The organism is Salinicola sp. DM10 (assembly GCF_017306975.2).
Lineage (GTDB): Bacteria > Pseudomonadota > Gammaproteobacteria > Pseudomonadales > Halomonadaceae > Salinicola.
Map to the genome: position 1 here is coordinate 912127 of NZ_JAFLEN020000001.1, position 17326 is coordinate 929452.

Annotated in this window: 18 protein-coding genes and 1 tRNA gene; 13 read left to right on the plus strand and 6 right to left on the minus strand. The window is 66.2% G+C overall.

Annotated features, from left to right (window positions below; translation table 11 throughout):
• The first annotated feature begins 43 nt into the window (after window positions 1-43).
• From J0A90_RS04035 to J0A90_RS04050, 4 genes are all read left to right on the plus strand, one after another.
• On the plus strand, window positions 44-973 hold the full coding sequence (locus tag J0A90_RS04035) for an NAD(P)-dependent oxidoreductase (RefSeq protein WP_370635760.1): 930 nt from the start codon (window positions 44-46) through the stop codon (window positions 971-973).
• Window positions 970-2529, plus strand: coding sequence for an aldehyde dehydrogenase (locus J0A90_RS04040; RefSeq protein WP_207036965.1), 1560 nt, complete (start codon window positions 970-972; stop codon window positions 2527-2529). Before J0A90_RS04035 ends, J0A90_RS04040 begins: the two co-directional genes overlap by 4 nt.
• Window positions 2530-2698: 169 nt before the next feature.
• Window positions 2699-3874: an aminotransferase class V-fold PLP-dependent enzyme gene (locus J0A90_RS04045; protein WP_207036963.1), complete on the plus strand. Its 1176-nt coding sequence runs from the start codon at window positions 2699-2701 to the stop codon at window positions 3872-3874.
• A gap of 85 nt (window positions 3875-3959) precedes the next feature.
• Window positions 3960-4832, plus strand: a complete 873-nt coding sequence (locus tag J0A90_RS04050) for a VOC family protein (protein ID WP_207036961.1) — start codon at window positions 3960-3962, stop codon at window positions 4830-4832.
• 34 nt (window positions 4833-4866) lie between these two features.
• On the opposite strand, the gene J0A90_RS04055 is transcribed toward J0A90_RS04050, so the two are convergent.
• Window positions 4867-5790 carry a LysR family transcriptional regulator gene (locus J0A90_RS04055; protein ID WP_207036959.1) on the minus strand — a complete coding sequence of 308 codons (924 nt, stop codon included), beginning with the start codon at window positions 5788-5790 and terminating at the stop codon, window positions 4867-4869.
• A 266-nt stretch (window positions 5791-6056) separates the two neighbouring features.
• On the opposite strand from J0A90_RS04055, the gene J0A90_RS04060 reads away from it, so the two are divergent.
• Genes J0A90_RS04060 through J0A90_RS04075 form a run of 4 tightly spaced genes read left to right on the plus strand, consistent with a single transcriptional unit; the run spans window position 6057 to window position 8850 of the window.
• Entirely contained in the window at window positions 6057-6380 is a 324-nt protein-coding gene (locus tag J0A90_RS04060) for an antibiotic biosynthesis monooxygenase (RefSeq protein WP_207036957.1), read from the plus strand.
• A 23-nt stretch (window positions 6381-6403) separates the two neighbouring features.
• A complete protein-coding gene (locus J0A90_RS04065) occupies window positions 6404-7060 on the plus strand; it encodes a cell wall hydrolase (protein WP_233076479.1) in 657 nt (218 codons plus the stop codon).
• A gap of 31 nt (window positions 7061-7091) precedes the next feature.
• Window positions 7092-7838: a serine O-acetyltransferase EpsC gene (gene epsC, locus J0A90_RS04070; protein ID WP_207036955.1), complete on the plus strand. Its 747-nt coding sequence runs from the start codon at window positions 7092-7094 to the stop codon at window positions 7836-7838.
• The gene (locus tag J0A90_RS04075; RefSeq protein WP_207036953.1) at window positions 7822-8850 is read left to right on the plus strand and encodes a DUF1853 family protein; all 1029 of its coding nucleotides are present in this window, start codon (window positions 7822-7824) and stop codon (window positions 8848-8850) included. Before epsC ends, J0A90_RS04075 begins: the two co-directional genes overlap by 17 nt.
• Here J0A90_RS04075 and J0A90_RS04080 read toward each other — a convergent pair.
• Window positions 8789-9676, minus strand: a complete 888-nt coding sequence (locus J0A90_RS04080; RefSeq protein ID WP_207036951.1) for an EamA family transporter — start codon at window positions 9674-9676, stop codon at window positions 8789-8791. The two genes, J0A90_RS04075 and J0A90_RS04080, sit on opposite strands and share 62 nt — an antisense overlap.
• Window positions 9677-9693: 17 nt before the next feature.
• Between J0A90_RS04080 and J0A90_RS04085 the strand changes: the two genes are divergently transcribed.
• Window positions 9694-10161, plus strand: a complete 468-nt coding sequence (locus J0A90_RS04085; RefSeq protein ID WP_207036948.1) for a DUF6314 family protein — start codon at window positions 9694-9696, stop codon at window positions 10159-10161.
• Between the two features lie 162 nt (window positions 10162-10323).
• Here J0A90_RS04085 and J0A90_RS04090 read toward each other — a convergent pair whose 3' ends face one another.
• Both J0A90_RS04090 and J0A90_RS04095 read right to left on the minus strand, forming a co-directional pair.
• Complete coding sequence (locus J0A90_RS04090) at window positions 10324-10482, minus strand: YqaE/Pmp3 family membrane protein (protein WP_035471155.1); 159 nt, start codon at window positions 10480-10482, stop codon at window positions 10324-10326.
• Window positions 10483-10687: 205 nt separating this feature from the next.
• Window positions 10688-10984: a hypothetical protein gene (locus J0A90_RS04095; protein WP_207037149.1), complete on the minus strand. Its 297-nt coding sequence runs from the start codon at window positions 10982-10984 to the stop codon at window positions 10688-10690.
• Between the two features lie 411 nt (window positions 10985-11395).
• Between J0A90_RS04095 and J0A90_RS04100 the strand changes: the two genes are divergently transcribed.
• Both J0A90_RS04100 and J0A90_RS04105 read left to right on the plus strand, forming a co-directional pair.
• Window positions 11396-11713, plus strand: a complete 318-nt coding sequence (locus J0A90_RS04100; protein ID WP_035471161.1) for a hypothetical protein — start codon at window positions 11396-11398, stop codon at window positions 11711-11713.
• Window positions 11714-11952: 239 nt separating this feature from the next.
• Window positions 11953-12192, plus strand: a complete 240-nt coding sequence (locus J0A90_RS04105; RefSeq protein WP_207036945.1) for a DUF1654 domain-containing protein — start codon at window positions 11953-11955, stop codon at window positions 12190-12192.
• Between the two features lie 207 nt (window positions 12193-12399).
• Here J0A90_RS04105 and J0A90_RS04110 read toward each other — a convergent pair.
• Both J0A90_RS04110 and J0A90_RS04115 read right to left on the minus strand, forming a co-directional pair.
• Window positions 12400-12473 (minus strand) — tRNA-Gly (locus J0A90_RS04110).
• Between the two features lie 1400 nt (window positions 12474-13873).
• Entirely contained in the window at window positions 13874-14791 is a 918-nt protein-coding gene (locus J0A90_RS04115; RefSeq protein WP_207036944.1) for a LysR family transcriptional regulator, read from the minus strand.
• Between the two features lie 143 nt (window positions 14792-14934).
• Here J0A90_RS04115 and J0A90_RS04120 point away from each other — a divergent pair, with 143 nt between their 5' ends.
• Window positions 14935-15621 carry a type 1 glutamine amidotransferase domain-containing protein gene (locus J0A90_RS04120; protein ID WP_207036942.1) on the plus strand — a complete coding sequence of 229 codons (687 nt, stop codon included), beginning with the start codon at window positions 14935-14937 and terminating at the stop codon, window positions 15619-15621.
• A 321-nt stretch (window positions 15622-15942) separates the two neighbouring features.
• Window positions 15943-17127 carry an MFS transporter gene (locus J0A90_RS04125; protein WP_255702077.1) on the plus strand — a complete coding sequence of 395 codons (1185 nt, stop codon included), beginning with the start codon at window positions 15943-15945 and terminating at the stop codon, window positions 17125-17127.
• The last annotated feature ends 199 nt before the right edge of the window (window positions 17128-17326 follow it).

The window sequence follows — 17326 nt, forward strand, 5'->3', positions numbered from 1 at the left end:
CCCGAGCGCCACCCGGCGGCGCCTGAAACGGTGGGTCTGTGTCATCGCGACAGAGGTTATCGATATGAAAATCACCGTGATCGGCCTCGGCCAGATGGGCGGCAACATGGCCCTGACCCTGCACAAGGCCGGCTTCGACGTCACCGGCAGCGATGTTTTCGACACCGCGCGTGAGCGCCTTGCGGGCCTGGGGCTGGCAGTGGTCGCCCCCAGCGAGCTGCCCGCCAGCGATGTCTATCTGCTCTCGCTGCCGACCTCGGCCCAGGTACGCGAGGTGATCGAGCAGGCCCCCGGCCTGCTCGCCACGGCGCCCCGCGGCAGCGTCATCGTCGACACCTCCACCAGCGACCCGGTGGTCAGCCGCGAACTCGCCGCCAAGGTCCTCGAGGCCGGCCTCGAATGGCTCGACGCCCCGGTCAGCGGCGGCCCCAAGGGGGCGGCCAGTGGCCGGCTCGGCATGCTGCTGGGCGGCGAACCGGCAACGGTGGCACGCCTGGAACCGATGCTCGCGGCGATGTCGGCCAAGCGCACCCATGTCGGCGGCCCGGGTAGCGGCCACGTGGTCAAGCTGGCCAACAACTATCTCTGTGCCTGCAACCTGCTCGCCACCGCCGAGGCGGTGACGCTGGCCACCAAGGCCGGGGTCGATCCGGCAGCCTGTCTGGCCGGCCTCAACAGCGGTTCCGGACGCAGTGCGGTGAGCGAGGTCAACTTTCCCGAGTGGATTCTCTCCGGGCGCTTCGACTCCGGCTTCACCAGCGGCCTGATGCGCAAGGACCTGCGCCTGGCCCGGGATGCCGCCGCCGGTCTGGGACTCGATCTCGGCCTGCTCGAACGGGTGGTCGACGGCTGGCATGCCGACCCCGACCGGCCCGCAGACAGCGACGACTTCAACCATATCGCCTCGCCCCTGCTGGCGCAGGCGGGACTCGACTTCACCACCCTTGAACCGCGCGAGGAGCCTGCCCGATGAATGCCCTGGAGACCCAAGCCCGCGATCGTCTGGCCGATCTGCTGATGCGCTTCGGCCTGTCGCTGGAGCGCGGCGACACCCCCTGCAGCAACTGGATCGACGGCGAGCTGGTCAGTGGCGAGGGGGAATCCATCGCGCTGATCCACCCCGCCACCGGCGGCGCGCTGATCGACTACCGCGACGCCGATGCGGCACTGGTGGATCATGCCGTCGCCGCCGCGAGCCGAGCCCAGGTCGAGTGGATGGCGCTCACCGCCAGCGAGCGCGGCCGCCGCATGCTGAGCGCGGTGCGCCGCCTTGAGGGCCACGAGGAGACCCTGGCCCAGCTCGAGAGCGTGGTCGCCGGCAAGCCGATCCGCGACTGCCGCGGCGAGGTGGGCAAGGTGCGCGAGATGTTCGAGTACTACGCCGGCTGGTGCGACAAGCAGCATGGCGAGGTGATTCCGGTACCCACCAGCCATCTCAACTATGTGCGCCATGTCCCGTTCGGCGTGGTGGGCCAGATAACCCCGTGGAACGCGCCGATGTTCACCTGCGCCTGGCAGCTGGCGCCGGCGCTCGCGGCGGGCAACGGGGTGGTGCTCAAGCCCTCGGAACTGACCCCGTTCTCCTCGGTGGTGATCGCTCGCCTGCTCGAGTCCGGCGGCCTGCCGCGGGGGCTGATCAATATCGTCAACGGTCTCGGGCCCACGACCGGCGCGGCACTCACCGGACACGACGGCATCAGCAAGCTGGTGTTCGTCGGCTCGCCCGCCAGCGGCCGGGTGATCGCCGAAGCCGGCGCCCGGCGCCTGGTGCCGAGCGTGCTCGAACTGGGTGGCAAGTCGGCCAATATCGTGTTCGCCGATGCCAGGCTCGACGATGCCGTGGCCGGCGCCCAGGCGGCGATCTTCGCGGCGGCCGGGCAGAGCTGCGTGGCCGGTTCGCGGCTGCTGATCCAGCGCGAGATCTATGACGAGGTGGTCGAGCGGGTGGCCCGCGCCGCCAGCCAGATCGCGGTCGGCCTGCCGGAAGACGAGTCCACGCGCATGGGGCCGCTGCAGAACGCACGTCAGTTCGAGCGTGTCAGCGCCATGCTCGAACGCGCCCGCGCCGCCGGCGCCCGGGTCGTCACCGGCGGCTCGCGGCCTGCCGGGCTGCCCGACGGCGCCGATGGCTACTATCTGGCGCCGACTCTGCTGGCCGATGTCACCCCAGAGATGGAGATCGCCTGTGAAGAGGTGTTCGGCCCGGTGCTGGTGGCCCTGCCCTTCGACGACGAGGCCGACGCCATCCGCCTGGCCAACGCCACCCGCTTCGGCCTGGCCGGCGCGGTCTGGACCCAGGACCCGGCCCGCGCCCATCGCGTCGCCGCGCAGCTGCGCGCCGGCACGGTGTGGATCAACAGCTACAAGGCGATCAACGTGATGTCGCCGTTCGGCGGCTTCCGCGACAGCGGCTTCGGCCGCTCCAGCGGACTCGACGGCCTGCGCGAGTACAGCGTGCCCCAGAGCGTCTGGGTCGAGACCGCCAGCGAGGCCAGCGTCGCCATGGGCTACGGCGACGGCAAGGCGTGAGCGCCGCGCACGCTGGGTGCCATCACGGCTCAGCGTGCGCCACGCTCCTGACCTCGGGCGACAGAGATACGCCGCGCAAAACATGACCGGCATCTCATCAGGCGCTGGCGCCGCTCACGTTTCCACGTCAGGATAGCGCGACCCCACGAGCTACCGCTGGAGCCACGTGATGCGCGACACACTTCGCTATCTCAACAACGCCTCGGTGGGCCTCACCAGCCCCGGCGTATCAGCGCGGCTGCGCGACTGGCTGGAGGCGGAGGCGACAGCCTGGCCACAGCAGCGGGTCGAGAGCGCGGACTGGGACCTGCAAGCGACGCGCGAACGCGCCGCCGCGCTGATCGGCGCGCCGGCGACGCAGCTGGCGCTGGCCGAGAGTACCTCGCTGGCGATGGCGCGCGCCCTCGCCACCCTCCCGCTGCGCGGCAAGCGTGTGCTCGTCGCCCCGGGGACCTGGGCCTCCGATATCGTCATGCTCAAGCGCTTCGGCGGCGAGCCGCCGCGGGCGCTGGAGCTGCTCGCCACCCAGGCCGATGGCAGCCTCGATCTGGCCGCGATCGCTGCCCAGCTCGGCGAAGACGTGGCCGCTATTCTCGTCCCGCTGGTGACCAGTATCGAGGGCCGGCGCTACGACGTGGAGGGCCTGGGCGCGCTGGCGCGTCCGGCCCACTGCCCGCTGATCGTGGATGCCGCCCAGGGTCTGGGGCAGACCCCGATCGATGTGCGCCGGCTCGGCTGCGACGTGCTGGTGGCGACCACGCGCAAGTGGCTGCGCGGCCCGCGCGGCATGGCGCTGGCCTACTTCAGCCCGGCGGCGCTGGCTTCGATGCGCCCTAACCCGCTGGCCGAGATGGCCGGCCTGCGTCTCGATGCCGCCAGCCAGCGCTTTCTCGATCAGCCCCAGGCGCGCCGCTTCGACGCCTCCGATGTCTCGATCCTCAATCAGTTGAGCCTGACCGCCGCGATCGATGAGCTGACGGCGATCGGCATTGCCCCGCTGCGCGAGCACGTGCTGGGGCTCGCCGGGCTAGCCTACGAGCTGGCCCGCGCCCAGGGCCTGACACCGCTGCTGGCAGCCCCCGAGAGCGGCATCGCCACCCTGCACCTGCCCGAGGCGCAGCCGCTGGTGGTGGCCCAGCGCCTGAGCGCCGCCGGTATCGCTGCCAAGGTGTGCAACATTGCCGCCGAGCCGCTCAACGTGCGCCTGCCGACGGCCGGCGCCCTGGTTCGACTGGCGCCGCACTGGCACAACGACGCCGCTGATATTCACGCCGCCCTGGCCGCGCTGGCGGGGGCCAGACCAGACACCACGACCGCCGCCACACAGCCGGTATCGCTGACATGAACAGCGTATACCGAGGCAAAGCCGGATATACTCGAGCCATCACCGCATCCTCTTGCCGTCACCCTGCCCAGTACAGGAGTCCGCCATGAGCTTCGGCATCGATCACCCGCTCGTCGCCGTCGGCGATCTCGACCATGCCGCGGCTGCGGCGCGCAAGCTCGGCTTCAACGTCAACGCGCGCCACCAACACCCCTGGGGCACCGACAACCACCTGCTGTTCTTCAGCAACAACTTCATCGAGCTGATCGGTATCGGCCGCCCTGAGTGCCTCGACTATCAGGACGACAACGGCTTTCAGTTCGGGCGCCTGATCGAGGCGCGGCTCACCAGCGTCGGCGACGGCATCGCCATGCTCGCCCTCGACAGCGACAGCATTCAGCGCGACCACGCCCTGGTCGCCTCGCGCGGCTTCGCCGACGCACGTCCGATCATCTTCCGCCGCCAGGCGCATCTGCCCAGTGGCGGCGACACCGAAGTGAGCGTCGCGCTGGACATCCTGCACGACGTCGAGCGGCCGTTCCTGACCCAGTTCCTGTGCCAGCAGCTGCGCCCGGAGCTGTTTCGCATCGACCCGACGCTGGAGAGCCACCCCAACGGCGCCACCTCGATCACCGATATCTGGTATGTGAGCGACGACCCCACCCACGATATCGGCCACTTCGCGCGCATCCATGGCTGCGAGGCGATTCGCGGCGACGCCCGCCACTACGTCATCCATACCCACAAAGGCGACTGTCATCTGCTCGATCCGGCTACCCTAGAGGCGACCTTTCCGCTGCTGGGCGAACTCGACCCCCAGCCGCCCCGCGCCGTGGCGTTGTCCCTGGCGTGTCGTGATCTAGATGCGACCCAGGCGGCGTGGGAGGCGGACGGCGTCGAGTACCACGCTCAGGGCGTCAACCAGGCCGACATCGCGCCCCAGGCGCTGGGCACGCTGCTGCGCTTCGTCCAGCAGTGAGGGCGACGCCGGGTAGCGTAAGGAACCTGGCGCTTCAGCGCCGTGGGTCGTCGTGACGAAAGGCGTGCATCCAGGCGCTCAGATGGCGCAGCAGCTTGAGACTCGCCAGCGGCTGGCGCCGCCCGACCCGGGTGATCATGTGCGCCTGGGAGTGCTGAAACGACGCGCAGGCGACCCGCCGTGCAACCACGCTCTGGCTGTCGAGCTCATCCGCCACCGCAAAGCTGGGCAACAGGGTGACCGCCATGCCGGCTACCACCGCGCGCCGCAGTACCGCCATGGAGTTGGTCTCCATCGCCACCCGCGGGCGCAGCCGTGCCTGCTGGAAGGCTTCGTCGACCAGCCGGCGTACGCCGTGTCCGACTTCCCACAGTGCCATCGGCGCCTCGCTCAGGGTCTCCAGCGAGAGCGGCTCGGGGAGCGTGGCCAGCGCGTGGTCGCGGGGGCAGATCGCCAGCAGCGGTTGGCCGCTGGAGACCCAGAAGCGAATCTGGGGATGGACTCGCTCGTGGAACATCAGCCCGATATGCGCGCGGTCTTCCACCACCGACTCGATGATCTCATCGGTCCCGGCCTGCTGGATATCCAGGCGCACGCCACGGTAGCGCTCGGCGAAGGCCTTGAGCGGGGCGGCGATCAGATCGTCGATGAAACCCTCTCCCACCACCAGCGAGATGGTGCCGGTCTCCAGGCGCTGATGCGCCTCCAGGCTGGCGATGAACTGCTCGTCCAGCGCACCGCGCTGGCGGCAGTAGTCGAGCACCATCTCGCCCACCGCGGTGGGGCGAATGCCGCGCGGCGTACGCTCGAGCAGCGGCGCTTCGAAGGCGGTTTCGAGCAGTGAGATCTGGCGGCTAACCGCCGAGGGCGCGATATCGAGCCGCGCCGCAGCTTTGCGCAGCGAGCCGGACTCGACCGTGACGCGAAAATAGACCAGCCGCTGATGGGGAATGTCCATGGCGTATCATGGGCGCCGGGCGCGCCGCTCGTCTCGTATGATGGAGTGCCGAGATCAGTGTTGCCTCGATTAGGACACCTGCAGGCACTGTGCGTCAACGCCCGAGGTGCGCCGCCCCCGGTCGGGCACATCTCGCTTTTCGCGTAGAGTGCTGGCATGGTGAACGCTGCCGATGTCAGGTCTATCGGGCCGGACGCAGCGCGCGACTGTCATCATCCGCGCCCTTTATCTTTACCCCCCGTTTTCCGCATGGAGCCACGCATCCGATGTTCATCGCCATGAACCGTTTCCGCGTCAATCCCGAGCGCACCGAGGAGTTCGAGACCCTGTGGCTCGAACGCGAAACCCATCTTCAGGGACTGCCGGGATTCGTCGAGTTCCATATGCTACGCGGCCCCGCCGAGGAGGGTCATGTGCTCTACGCCTCCCACACCGTCTGGCGCTCGCGAGCCGACTTCGAGGCATGGACCCACTCGGAAGCGTTCCGCGCCGCCCACGCCAACGCCGGCCAGAGCCGCCGCGAGGGGCTCTATCTGGGGCCGCCCAAGTTCGAAGGCTTCGAGGTGATCCAGACCCTCGGCGCCGACTGACACCAGCAGCCAGCGTGATGCCTATGTCGTCGACACCTGCGCGCCGAAGTCTCGCCCAGGCCCCGAGGCCCCGTGCCTGGGTGCTGGCCCTGTGGATGCTGCTGGGTGTGATCGCCCCCACCACTCCACTGCTCGCCGCCGAGCCGCCAACGGCGCAGCGCGCGCTCGACAAGGCCGAGCAGCTGGAGCAGCGGGTGGTCGAGAACACGCGCACCAGCCCGGCGCCACCGGCGCTGCGGGTAACGCCCGAGGGCGCACGCGCGCTCGATCCGCGCGGCCAGGCCCCGCTGGACGACGCGCTGACCTGTCTGGCACGGTCGATCTACTGGGAGGCCAAGGGTGCGGGCGTGGTGGAAATGGAGGCGGTGGCCAACGTGGTGATGAACCGGCTGGGCAACCCGGCCTTCCCGCCGACCCTATGCGGCGTAGTACAGCAGGGCTCGGAGACCGGCAGCTGCCAGTTCTCGTGGTGGTGCGATGGCCGCCCCGACGAGGCGCGTGAGCCGCTGGAGTATGCCGCGGCACGCGAGATCGCACGTCGCGCGCTCAATGGTACGCTCAAGGATCGCACCCACGGCGCCGTGTTCTTCCACCAGCGCAGCATCACACCGTCCTGGGCCTCACACATGGTCAAGACGGCGCAGACCCGCGAATTCGATTTCTATCGCCTCCCCGGTTGACCCCGGCGAGCCACGCGAGGAGGCAGCGCACATGTCCGAGGCATGGATGGAACCGAGCAGCGATACCCTGTGGCCAACCCTGGCCGAATCGGCACGCAGCGCTGCCAGGCGCAATCCGCTGCTGACCCCGCTCTACCGCCGCTGCCTGCTCGAAGTCGATGATTTCGCCGGCGCCCTGGTCGAGATCGTCAGCGAAGATCTGGCCACCGTCGAGGTGGCTTTCGCCGAGTGTCATGCCGCGGTGGCGGCGTGCCTCGCCGCCCACCCCGAGATCGCCACGGCCGCGGCGCGCGATCTGCTGGTGCTGCTGCGCGAGGATGCCGCGATTCCCGAGCCCTTCACCCCGCTGCTGTTCTTCCCCGGCTATCGTGCGCTGCAGTGCCATCGCGTCGCCCACGCCTGGTGGCGGGCGGGCCTCACCGATCTCGCCAGCTTCGCCCAGTATCGCGCCGCCCACGCCTTCGCTGCCGATATCCACCCGGCGGCGCAGCTGGGCGCGGGGCTGTTCATCGACCACGGAGCGGGCATCGTGATCGGCGAAACCGCGGTGGTCGAGGACGATGTCACCCTGTTCCACGGCGTCACCCTGGGCGGCACCGGCAAGCTGAGCGGGGACCGTCACCCCAAGATTCGCCGCGGCGCCTTCCTCGGCGCCGGCTGCTGCGTGCTCGGTAACATCGAGGTGGGTGAGCGGGCACGCATCGGCGCCGGTGCCGTGGTCACCCGCCCGGTGGCGGCCGACAGCACGGTGCTGGGGCCGCGTGCCGCGCCGCGCTGAGCAGGCGTCGCCGGCGCCGACCGACCCGACCTGGGCTTTCCACCCCTGCACGCCGGCACTACGCGAGGATCTGGCCTGCCTCAGCGCGCCCTGGCTGCGCGATATCGCCTGGCTGTTGCACGCTCCTGACATGGCACGCCTGAACGTGTCCGGCCGCCCCACCCTGACCGAGCTCGGCCTGGCGGACGATACCGCTCGGCGGCGCTGGCTGGCAGCGCTGGCACCGCGACGGGAGGCGTTCCTGCAGCATCTCGATCAGCGCCGCTCGCAGCGTCTGGGCATCTACCACGAAGCACTGTGGCAGTGGATCCTCGGCGCAGCACCGCATAGCACGCTGCTAGGCCACAACCTGACCCTGCGCGACGGCAAGCGAATCACTGGTGAGCTAGACCTGCTCTATCGCTATCGCGGCGTCGAGCCGGCGACGATCGAGCACGCCGAACTGGCGATCAAATTCTTCCTCGGGTTGGAACGGGGGCCAGGAGATCGCCACGACGCCGCTCGCTGGATCGGCACCGGCAGCTTCGACTCGCTGGCGATCAAGTGCCACCGGCTGGCGCAGCGCCAGCTGCCCGCCGCCCGCGATGAGCCCGGGCAAGCCGTGCGCGAGGCCTTGGTGCCAAGCGCCGCGCTGCACCAGCGCATCATCATGCCGGGGTTCCTCTACCACCCCTGGGACCAGCGTCTAGCCCTGCCCGACCTGGCCAATCCGGATGTCTATCAGGGCCTGTGGTGTCACCAGCGGGCATGGCCGACGCTATGTGCGGCGTTACCAACGGCGACCCGCGGCCAGGTGCTGCTGAAGCCGCACTGGCTGGCACCGCCGCGTGGCGCCGGCCTCGCGCTGGCCGCGCTGGGGCAACTGCTGGAACGTCACTTCGCCACCACCCCGTCGCCGCTGCACCTGCGCCTGACGTTGCCGGACGGGCGTAGCTGCCGCCTGTTCGTGGTCATGGATGGCTGGCCGCCGGCGCTGCCGCTGCCACCCCGCGACGCGCCCAGCGCGCATTGAGCCATAGCGTGGCGAGTAGAATCGCCGCCCCTGCACTCAGGCGCAGCAGATCGGCATCGCGGTTCCAGATCACCAGATTGACCATCAGCCCGGCAGGGATCAGCGCGTTGTTCATGATCGCCAGGGTGCCGGCATCGACCCGACAGGCGCCCTTGTTCCAGAGGAAATAGCCGAGCCCCGACGCCACGACCCCGAGCCAACCGAGTACGCCCCACTGCAGCCCGGTGGTGGGCAGCTTATGGGCGTCGCCGAGCAGCAGGAACGCCGGCAGCGCCACACACAGCGCGCCGAGGTAGAACCAGCCGAAGAGATGGCGATGGGCGACGCCGGCAGGCAGCCCGCGGGCCAGATGGCGGTAGCCGACCTGCCCCAGAGCGAAGCAGACATTGGCTCCCTGCACGACCAGAAAGCCCAGCCAGTAGCCGGCATTGACGCCGTCGTAACGGATCACCGCCGCCCCGGCCACGGCCAGCGCCGCCATCAGCAGATAGCGCGGCGAGAAGCGCCGCGCCAGGAGGTCATCGATCAGAGTGATGTAGAGCGGCGTGAAGATGGTGAACAGCAGCACCTCGGGCACGCTCAGCAGCAGGAAGGCGTGATAGAAGAACAGGTACATCACGCCGAGCTGCAGCGCGCCGACACTCATCAGCCCCAGACGGCTGGCGCCGGAGATCGCCCGCGGGCGCAGCAGGGGCAGGAAGATCAGCGTCGCCAGCACGATCCGAGTCGCCACGGCGAAGTAGCTATCCACTTGCCCCGAGAGGTAGACACCGATCAGACTGAACGAGAAGGCCCACAGTAGCGTGACGCCGACGAGATACGACATTTAAGGTCAACCTTTTCATGACAGACGAGTTGACAGCCATTATACGGCTGCACACCCTGCTGCCCCAAGTCACACATTTCGCGTTTACCGCCGAGACCGGCGCCGGCTCGCGCACCGGCTGGTCCGGTCACGGCCAGGGCAGCGTACGCACCGAGGTGGAGGGTGATACCGTACGCTTCCACGAAAGCGGCCACTTCACCCTGGCCGGCCAGCAGCCGGTGACCATGCGCAACCTCTACTGCTGGCGCCTAGCACCCGAGCGCGTGGCGCTCGCCCACGAACGCCGCGGCCGCGAGGCGGCAGTGGCGCTGTTCGACCTGGTCGCCGCCGACGCCGACACCCTGGTGAGCGAGCAACACCACCAGTGTGCCGCCGATGCCTACAGCGCCCGCCTGCACCTGCTTGTCGATGGCTTCGATCTCGCCTGGCGCATTCTGGGCCCGCGCAAGGACGAGACGCTGCACTATCGCTATCGGCTGGCCTGACCGGCCCGATTCACGCCGAGCCCGCCGAGCCCGCCGAGCCCACGGTGCTCGCGTGAGGGGGCGCGAAACCCGCACGCAAAGCCCCCGAAAACGCCAGAGGGCCGGTCGAAACCGGCCCTCTGCGCTTTTTCATACGTTCTTGCTGTCTTTGCTCATCGCGACTCAGCGCGTGGCGATGATCCACACCGCATGGATGATGCCCGGGATATAGCCCAGCAGCGTCAACACGATGTTGATCCAGAACTGCAGGCCCAGACCCACCTGCAGGAATACGCCCACCGGGGGCAGGATGATGGCGAAGATGATACGGATGATATCCATGTAGCCTCCTTTGCCGTGGCCACGTTCGCGCTCTTCAGCGCCAACGCCCACATTGATAGAACAGTCCCTTGCGGCGCCTCTTCACCGCCATCGTCACCGTAGCCGACCGACACGCGACAGCGCCTCGACACTCGTATCGCCGACACCTTGGCGTCGATACGCTCGGCTGCTCACCAGCATAGCTGGCCCTGCGCAATCCTGCTGTCTAACGACGGTGACGAGACGAGGCGCCAGCGTCTCCGACGCTCTCGTCAGCATTCGCGTCAATCTCTTCGGCCCCACCGTCACGCGCTCGGTGCTTGCCTTTTATCTCGGCGGCGCCACTCGCCAGCGCCTCGTGATAGCGCTCCCAATCCTCCCAATCGTGCGGCGTGCCGCTGCGCGGGCCATGTTCGGCAGCTTCGCGCGCCCGTGCCCAGGCTTTCTCTTCGAGCGACTGCGGCTTATCCTCCTCCTTGTCCAGCGCAATACCCTGCTTGGCCAGATAATCGCGCGCGTTCATGACACTCTCCTGCCCTATCGGGCGCTGTCCAGTAACTGATGACGTCAACTGAGCGTTGTCCCACCGCCAAATCAGCAACTCTCTTGATTTGGCGATGTCTTTGCAATGACCAACGCTTGCTCGCCTCACCACTATAGATGACGCCATGGCCGATCGAGTTCAAGCCCGCGCCGGGAACACCCACGTGGCGAGCATGGCGCTGGCGGAAAAGGCGCGGATCGACGCCTCGAAATCATCGGCATGCAGACGCGCAAGCTGGAAATCATGCCCAAAGCTCCGCCTTACGTGCCGAAAAGTCCGCTAGTGAGGCAACTGAACGCATACCTTGATTGCAAAGCAGCTACAGTGTGATGGCGTGTTAGCCCACTGGCTATCGCCCCCTATTCTTCCTCAGCACAAAAGGAATTTGGCATGAGAAAATCACTCGCGACCATCGCCTTTGCCGCCCTCACTCTGGGACTCGCCGGTAGTGCACTGGCCGATAGTGCCGCACTCAAGGATGCCCAGCAGGCCAACCAAGAGCCGTTGGCGCCGGGTTCCGGTGTTACCGCCAGCGGTGAGCAGGATGCCTCCTCCTTCTCCGGCGGCAGCGCTGCCACCAATCAGTCGCTGGACGCAATGGAGTCGGAGACCGACGGTGCGACCAACATCGAAGATTCGAAATCACTCGACGAGATCAACGCCGAAGGGCACAGCGTCGAAGCTGGCGACGCCATCAAGAGCCAGTGACACTCGCCGTGCATCGGTGACAAAAGGGGCCCCTGGGCCCCTTTTTCGTGGTCGCCATTCATTATTGCCCGTTCTTCGAGCGGGATGGCTGCTCGGCCATGAGCTGCCCAGTCATAAGATCGCACCCGCCACCAAGCGCTGAGCGCCGCCGTCCCGGCCCCTCGTGCCGGGGATCGCTTTACGCCATCGAGCGTCGCCAACTATACTGTATATAAATACACCACCAGGTGAGAGACGTCATGATTCTCGCTTTTCCCTCGCCCTACGAGCGGCTGTCACGCCGCGTCTCACGCGCCATCCAGAGCGCCACCTGCCATCGGCGCCAGCAGCTGGTCATCATGCGCCAGCCCGGCGAAACGCAGGACGACTGGTCTCGACTGATGGCATGCCTGGCGCGTGAGGCGGCGGTGAGCGTCATTTCGATCACCGCCGACGACATCCTGCTGAGCTGGCGCGCCCGAGCCACGGAGAGTGCCTGAGCGCGAGCCGGATATCCGTCAGCAGACGGCACTCTTAGTTAGTCGCGTTGCGTGATGGCCGCGTGTAGGGCTGACAGTCAACCAGGCAATAGAGAATGGGCGTTGCTATCACTAACTATGTTTGGCGAGTTTGAACGGATAAAGCGAGGCGTGGCGGGGGCTGCAGGAGAGATGGTGGGCGTGTCTGGACGTGTTTGAACACTGGATTGGAGCGGGTGAAGGGAATCGAACCCTCGTCTTAAGCTTGGGAAGCTTCTGCTCTACCATTGAGCTACACCCGCAAGGCTTTCGATAATAATTCCAATCACTTAGGTTTGGCAAGCGCAGCGCGCAAGAAAGCGTAGGCCAGGCTCGGCGGCGGCCCGCTACAGCGGCGTGGTAGATGCGTCTGTGATCCACCGAAGATGACGCGTGTCAGCTCGAGCCCTCGCCCGTCGAGATCGACCTTGGCCGTTGCGATTGACCACGGCCGTTGCGATTGACCACGGCCGTTGCGATTGACCACGGCCATCGCGATCGTCCATGGTCGTGGCAGCCGAACGTGATCGCGACTGACTGACATGCAATAAGAGAAAGCCCGAGCGCGCTGCGATAGCGCTCGGGCTTTCAATCAGCATGCGCCTATCCTGCTGAAAGACTGCGGCTCAACCGCATCCTTGGCAATATCGTCCGTGATCGATTCCAGGCTGTATCCCTACTCGCAGAGAATAACGTCAACTTCTAATACTGTCTAATCTAATTGCGTGAAATAACTATAATTTAGATAAGATTTAGATGTTTATATTATTGATGCCGCCATCAGCAAGGGTAAAAAAGACCCGATCCTGAGATCGGGCCGACTAGCGCTGACTCCCTTCCGTACCTACCGGCGGCCTCCTGCCCCCGCATCCCTGGCAAAGCCTCCCTGGCCGGCTCCCGGAGATCCACCCTGATCTCGCCTTCACTATCTTGCGCGCATCCGCAAGCTGCTGAACTCAACCCAGGTTAAACAGGCTTCTACTGAAACGTAGTATTTTGTTAATCGGCAGCTGCGCATTTCACGCTTGCGTGCAAGGTCGACAAGTAGCCGAAAAGAGCAGCCCTCGACTTGAGGTGGCAAAAAATGGGCATAAAAAATCCCCGGACAGAAGACCGGGGATCAAGGATCTACAACGAGCGCTCATATTATCAATTCACGAATGACGGATACAGGTCGATATCGCTCAATTTTGCGTAAGATATCTCTTACAAATCAAGCCAGTCCCGGCAACATCGGCAGTGTTCGGCCCTCGATCTGACGCTATCGGCAGACGCTATTACCACCCAAGGATGACGAGCCCCTGGCGCCGAGGGCACGCGCGGACGAGGTCATCCAGGAGACGGCCGCAGGCGGCATGAGCGCTGGCACAGACCGGATGAGGCTTGCCGAAGCGGCTGGGGTGAGGCGCCAAAGTCACCGGCGATGCTGGCGGCATCTGGATCGGCGACCGAGAAGTAGCGTGGATGACGGAAATGGCAGGTAGCAGGAAAAACGCGGGCAAAAAAAGACCCGGCCCGAAGGCCGGGTAAGTACGCAGGGGATGTCCCCGCGCCATTATCGACTTTCGTGGCGAAACCAAGGGGCTGAATTCACTACCGAAAGAGGTCTAGATCGTCGCCTGACACGACTTCAGCGTACGCCACGGCGCCAAATGCATCGCCGCTAGCGGCTTGCGCCGCCCAGCAGCACCTTGATCTGCGCCCGCAGCCAGCGACGGAGACGATCTTCGTGGGTGCGCTGATGCCAGGTCTGGATCACCGCCACGTCATCCAGCGCCAAGGGACAGGGGTATACCGCCAATCCCGGTATATGCGTCTCGGCTTGGCGCGCCACGCTCTCCAGACAGGTCAACAGCAGATCACTGTCAACCACCGATAGCGGCGGCGCGAGAAAGCTCGATAGCCCCGCCACCACCCGTCGCGAGCGCCCCATCTCGCGCAGCCGCCGATCGACGAGTCCATCCAGATCACCGGTCAACGTCGTGACCAGGTGCTCACATGCCAGATAACTCTCGAGATCCAGCGTCGCCCCGAGGCGCGGATTGTCGGCCGCCGCCAGTACCACGAATCCCTCGGCATGAACCCGCTGCTGGTAATAGCTGGCCGGCAGGTCTGCATAGAAGCCCGCGATGGCGATATCGCACTCGCCGCTCTCCAGCTCGGCCCGCGGCAGGCGCCCGCGGGTATTGTGGGTCACCAGTTGCAGACGCGGCGCCTCGCGCCGGATCAGCGGCAGTAGTCGCGGCAGCAGTAGCTGCTCCATGTAGTCGGTGGTATAGAGATGCACCCGGTCGTCTCGGGTGAGAAAGTCACTGCCCTCACAGAAGTCGAAGAAGCTCTCCAGCCCGGCCACCAGTTGCTGGACCCGCGGCGCGAGTTCATGTGCCCGTGGTGTCGGCGTCAGCCCTCTAGGCGCCCGCACGAACAGCGCGTCGCCGAAGTCGTGGCGCAGCCGGGCCAGCTTGTGGCTGAGCGCCGGCTGGCTAAGGCCCAGGCGCATCGCGGCCGCAGAGACGCTGCCCTCGGTGTAGAGCACGTGGAACGTGAGCAGCAGGTTGAGATCCTTGCCCGCAATATTCATATATCGAATGCCTGATATCCAAAAACGTCATTTCCCGAATATTACGCCAGCGCCTACCTTGGTACCCAGTAGCTGCCACGCTCTCGGCGGCGCCAGACTAGAATGGGTCGAAAGACCCTTCAGCCATCCGCAAGGAGCCCTTCATGTCCCCGCGTATTCTCATCGTTCTGACCTCCCACGACCGCCTCGGCGACACCGGTGAAAAGACCGGCTTCTGGCTCGAAGAGCTGGCCGCGCCCTACTACGCCTTCAAGGATGCCGGGGCCGAACTCACCCTCGCCTCACCCAAGGGTGGCCAGCCGCCGCTCGACCCCAAAAGTGACGCCGAGGAGAGCCAGACCGAGGCGACCCGCCGCTTCCAGCAGGACGACGCGGCCAAGGCGCAGCTCGCCCGCACCCAGCGCCTGTCCGAGGTGAGCGCCGACGATTTCGACGCCGTCTTCTATCCCGGTGGCCATGGCCCGCTGTGGGACCTGGTCGATGACGCCGACTCGATCCGCCTGATCGAAACCTTCTGGGCCCAGCATAAGCCGGTGGCGGCGGTGTGCCACGCGCCCATCGTGCTGATCCACGCCAAGGATGCCGAGGGCCAGCCGCTGGTCAAGGGGCGCGAGGTGACCGGCTTCACCAATGGCGAGGAGGCCGCGGTCGGGCTGACCGAGATCGTGCCGCAGTTGGTCGAAGAGGCGCTGATCGCCAGCGGCGGACGCTACTCCAAGGCCGATGACTTCGCGCCCTATACCCGCCAGGATGGGCACCTGATCACCGGTCAGAACCCGCCCTCCTCGGCGCCCGTCGCCGAGTGCCTACTCGACGCCCTGCGCGGCTGAGACAAGCGCCAACCGGGCTCTCTTCGGACACCCTCACATCCCGTGCAACCCCCGCAGACCGGCCTCGTGCCGGTCTTTTCGTGTGTGGCCGATGACTCTGGGATGTCAGCCGCCAAGCCACCCACGCCCTGCGATGTCGCCTCCTAACATCTAGGCCAATGACGCTTCGACCAACCATAAATGCGTCACACATTCCCAAAAGAAATCCATAGAATAAAAAACATGAATTTTATTCATTGATGAATTTTCCTTAAGCTCTGCCTTGAGCTCGCCATTACCGCGCGATCTTCTTCTCGCTGCTTTTCACCAATGGGGACGCCGATGTCGCGACATAGCACTGCCTGGAAAATCAACCTGTGGGTCACGGGGTCGGGGTCTTTCATCAATATCGTCGCCATGACGATCATGCTGCCCTTTCTGCCCCACTACCTCGCCAGCCTCGGTGAGCATTCGCCAGAAGGGACCTGGATCTGGTCCAGCCTGGTGTACGCGGCAACCTTTATCAGCGCCGCACTCTTCGCACCGCTCTGGGGGCACCTGTCCGACCGTTACGGCTGCAAGATCAACCTGGTCCGCGCCAGCGTCGGGATGCTGATCTGCATGACCCTGATGGGGGCGGCGACCAGCGCCTGGCAGATGCTCGTGCTGCGGCTGCTGGCCGGCGTGGCCGGCGGCTACACCTCGGGGGCGACCATCCTCATGGCGAAAGAGGCGCCGGAGGCGCGGGCAGGACAGGCCCAGGGTGTGCTCTTCGCCTGTATCCTGGGCGGCAGCCTGGCTGGCCCCATGCTGGGTGGGTTCCTTTCCGCCCACGTCGGTATGCGTGACGTTTTCTTCCTCTCCGGCGGCATGATCCTGCTCAATGTCGTCGCGACCTGCCTGCTGGTCAGGGAAAAGCACGAGCGGCGGGAGTCAAACGCCGAGCAGACGCGCCTCGCTGCGCCTGTCGACTCAAGGATATGGGTCCTGCTGATCGCGACTACGGGTCTGCTGGTGGCCAATCTATCGATCGATCCCATCATCTACAGCATCGTCGCCAGCATGGACCATCACCCGCTCGAGACGGCCTCGGCCGCCGGCATCGTGCTGTCCGTCACCGCGCTGGGCAGCCTGCTCTCCGCGCTGGCGCTGGGCCGGCTGGCCGACCGCTATGGCGCCATGCGTATCGCCGCCTGCGGTTTTGCCGCAGGGGCCGTGCTGATCGTGCCCCAGGCCTTCGTGACGAGCGTCTATCTGCTGATGGGTCTGCGCTTCGCGATGGGCCTGGCGCTGGGCGGTGTGCTGCCCTGTCTGAAGTCGGCGCTCAAGCATGCCTATCGCGATGGCCGCAGCCTCGGCCGGATCATGGGCCTGTCGACCTCGTTTCAGTACCTGGGTCAGGTGCTGGGCCCACTGCTGGGGGGGACTGGTGGCTGCCAGTTGGGGCACGAGCTACACCTTTCATGTCACGGCTGCGGTGGCCCTGGCCTGTGCGCTGCTGATGACGCTCGGCCTACGCCACTCTAGCGCGTCTGATCCATCGTGATGGGCGGGGGGCGCCAAATGCCAGACATAAAAAAACCGGCCATTGAAGCCGGTTCTTTTCGATTCGTGGCGGAGAGGGAGGGATTATCGGCTCGCTTCGCGAGGTCGCTTGTCGGCGTTCGAACACCAACACCGCGAGCGCCTCGGTGCGAACCGGAGGGTTCTCATCACCTCCCTCTCA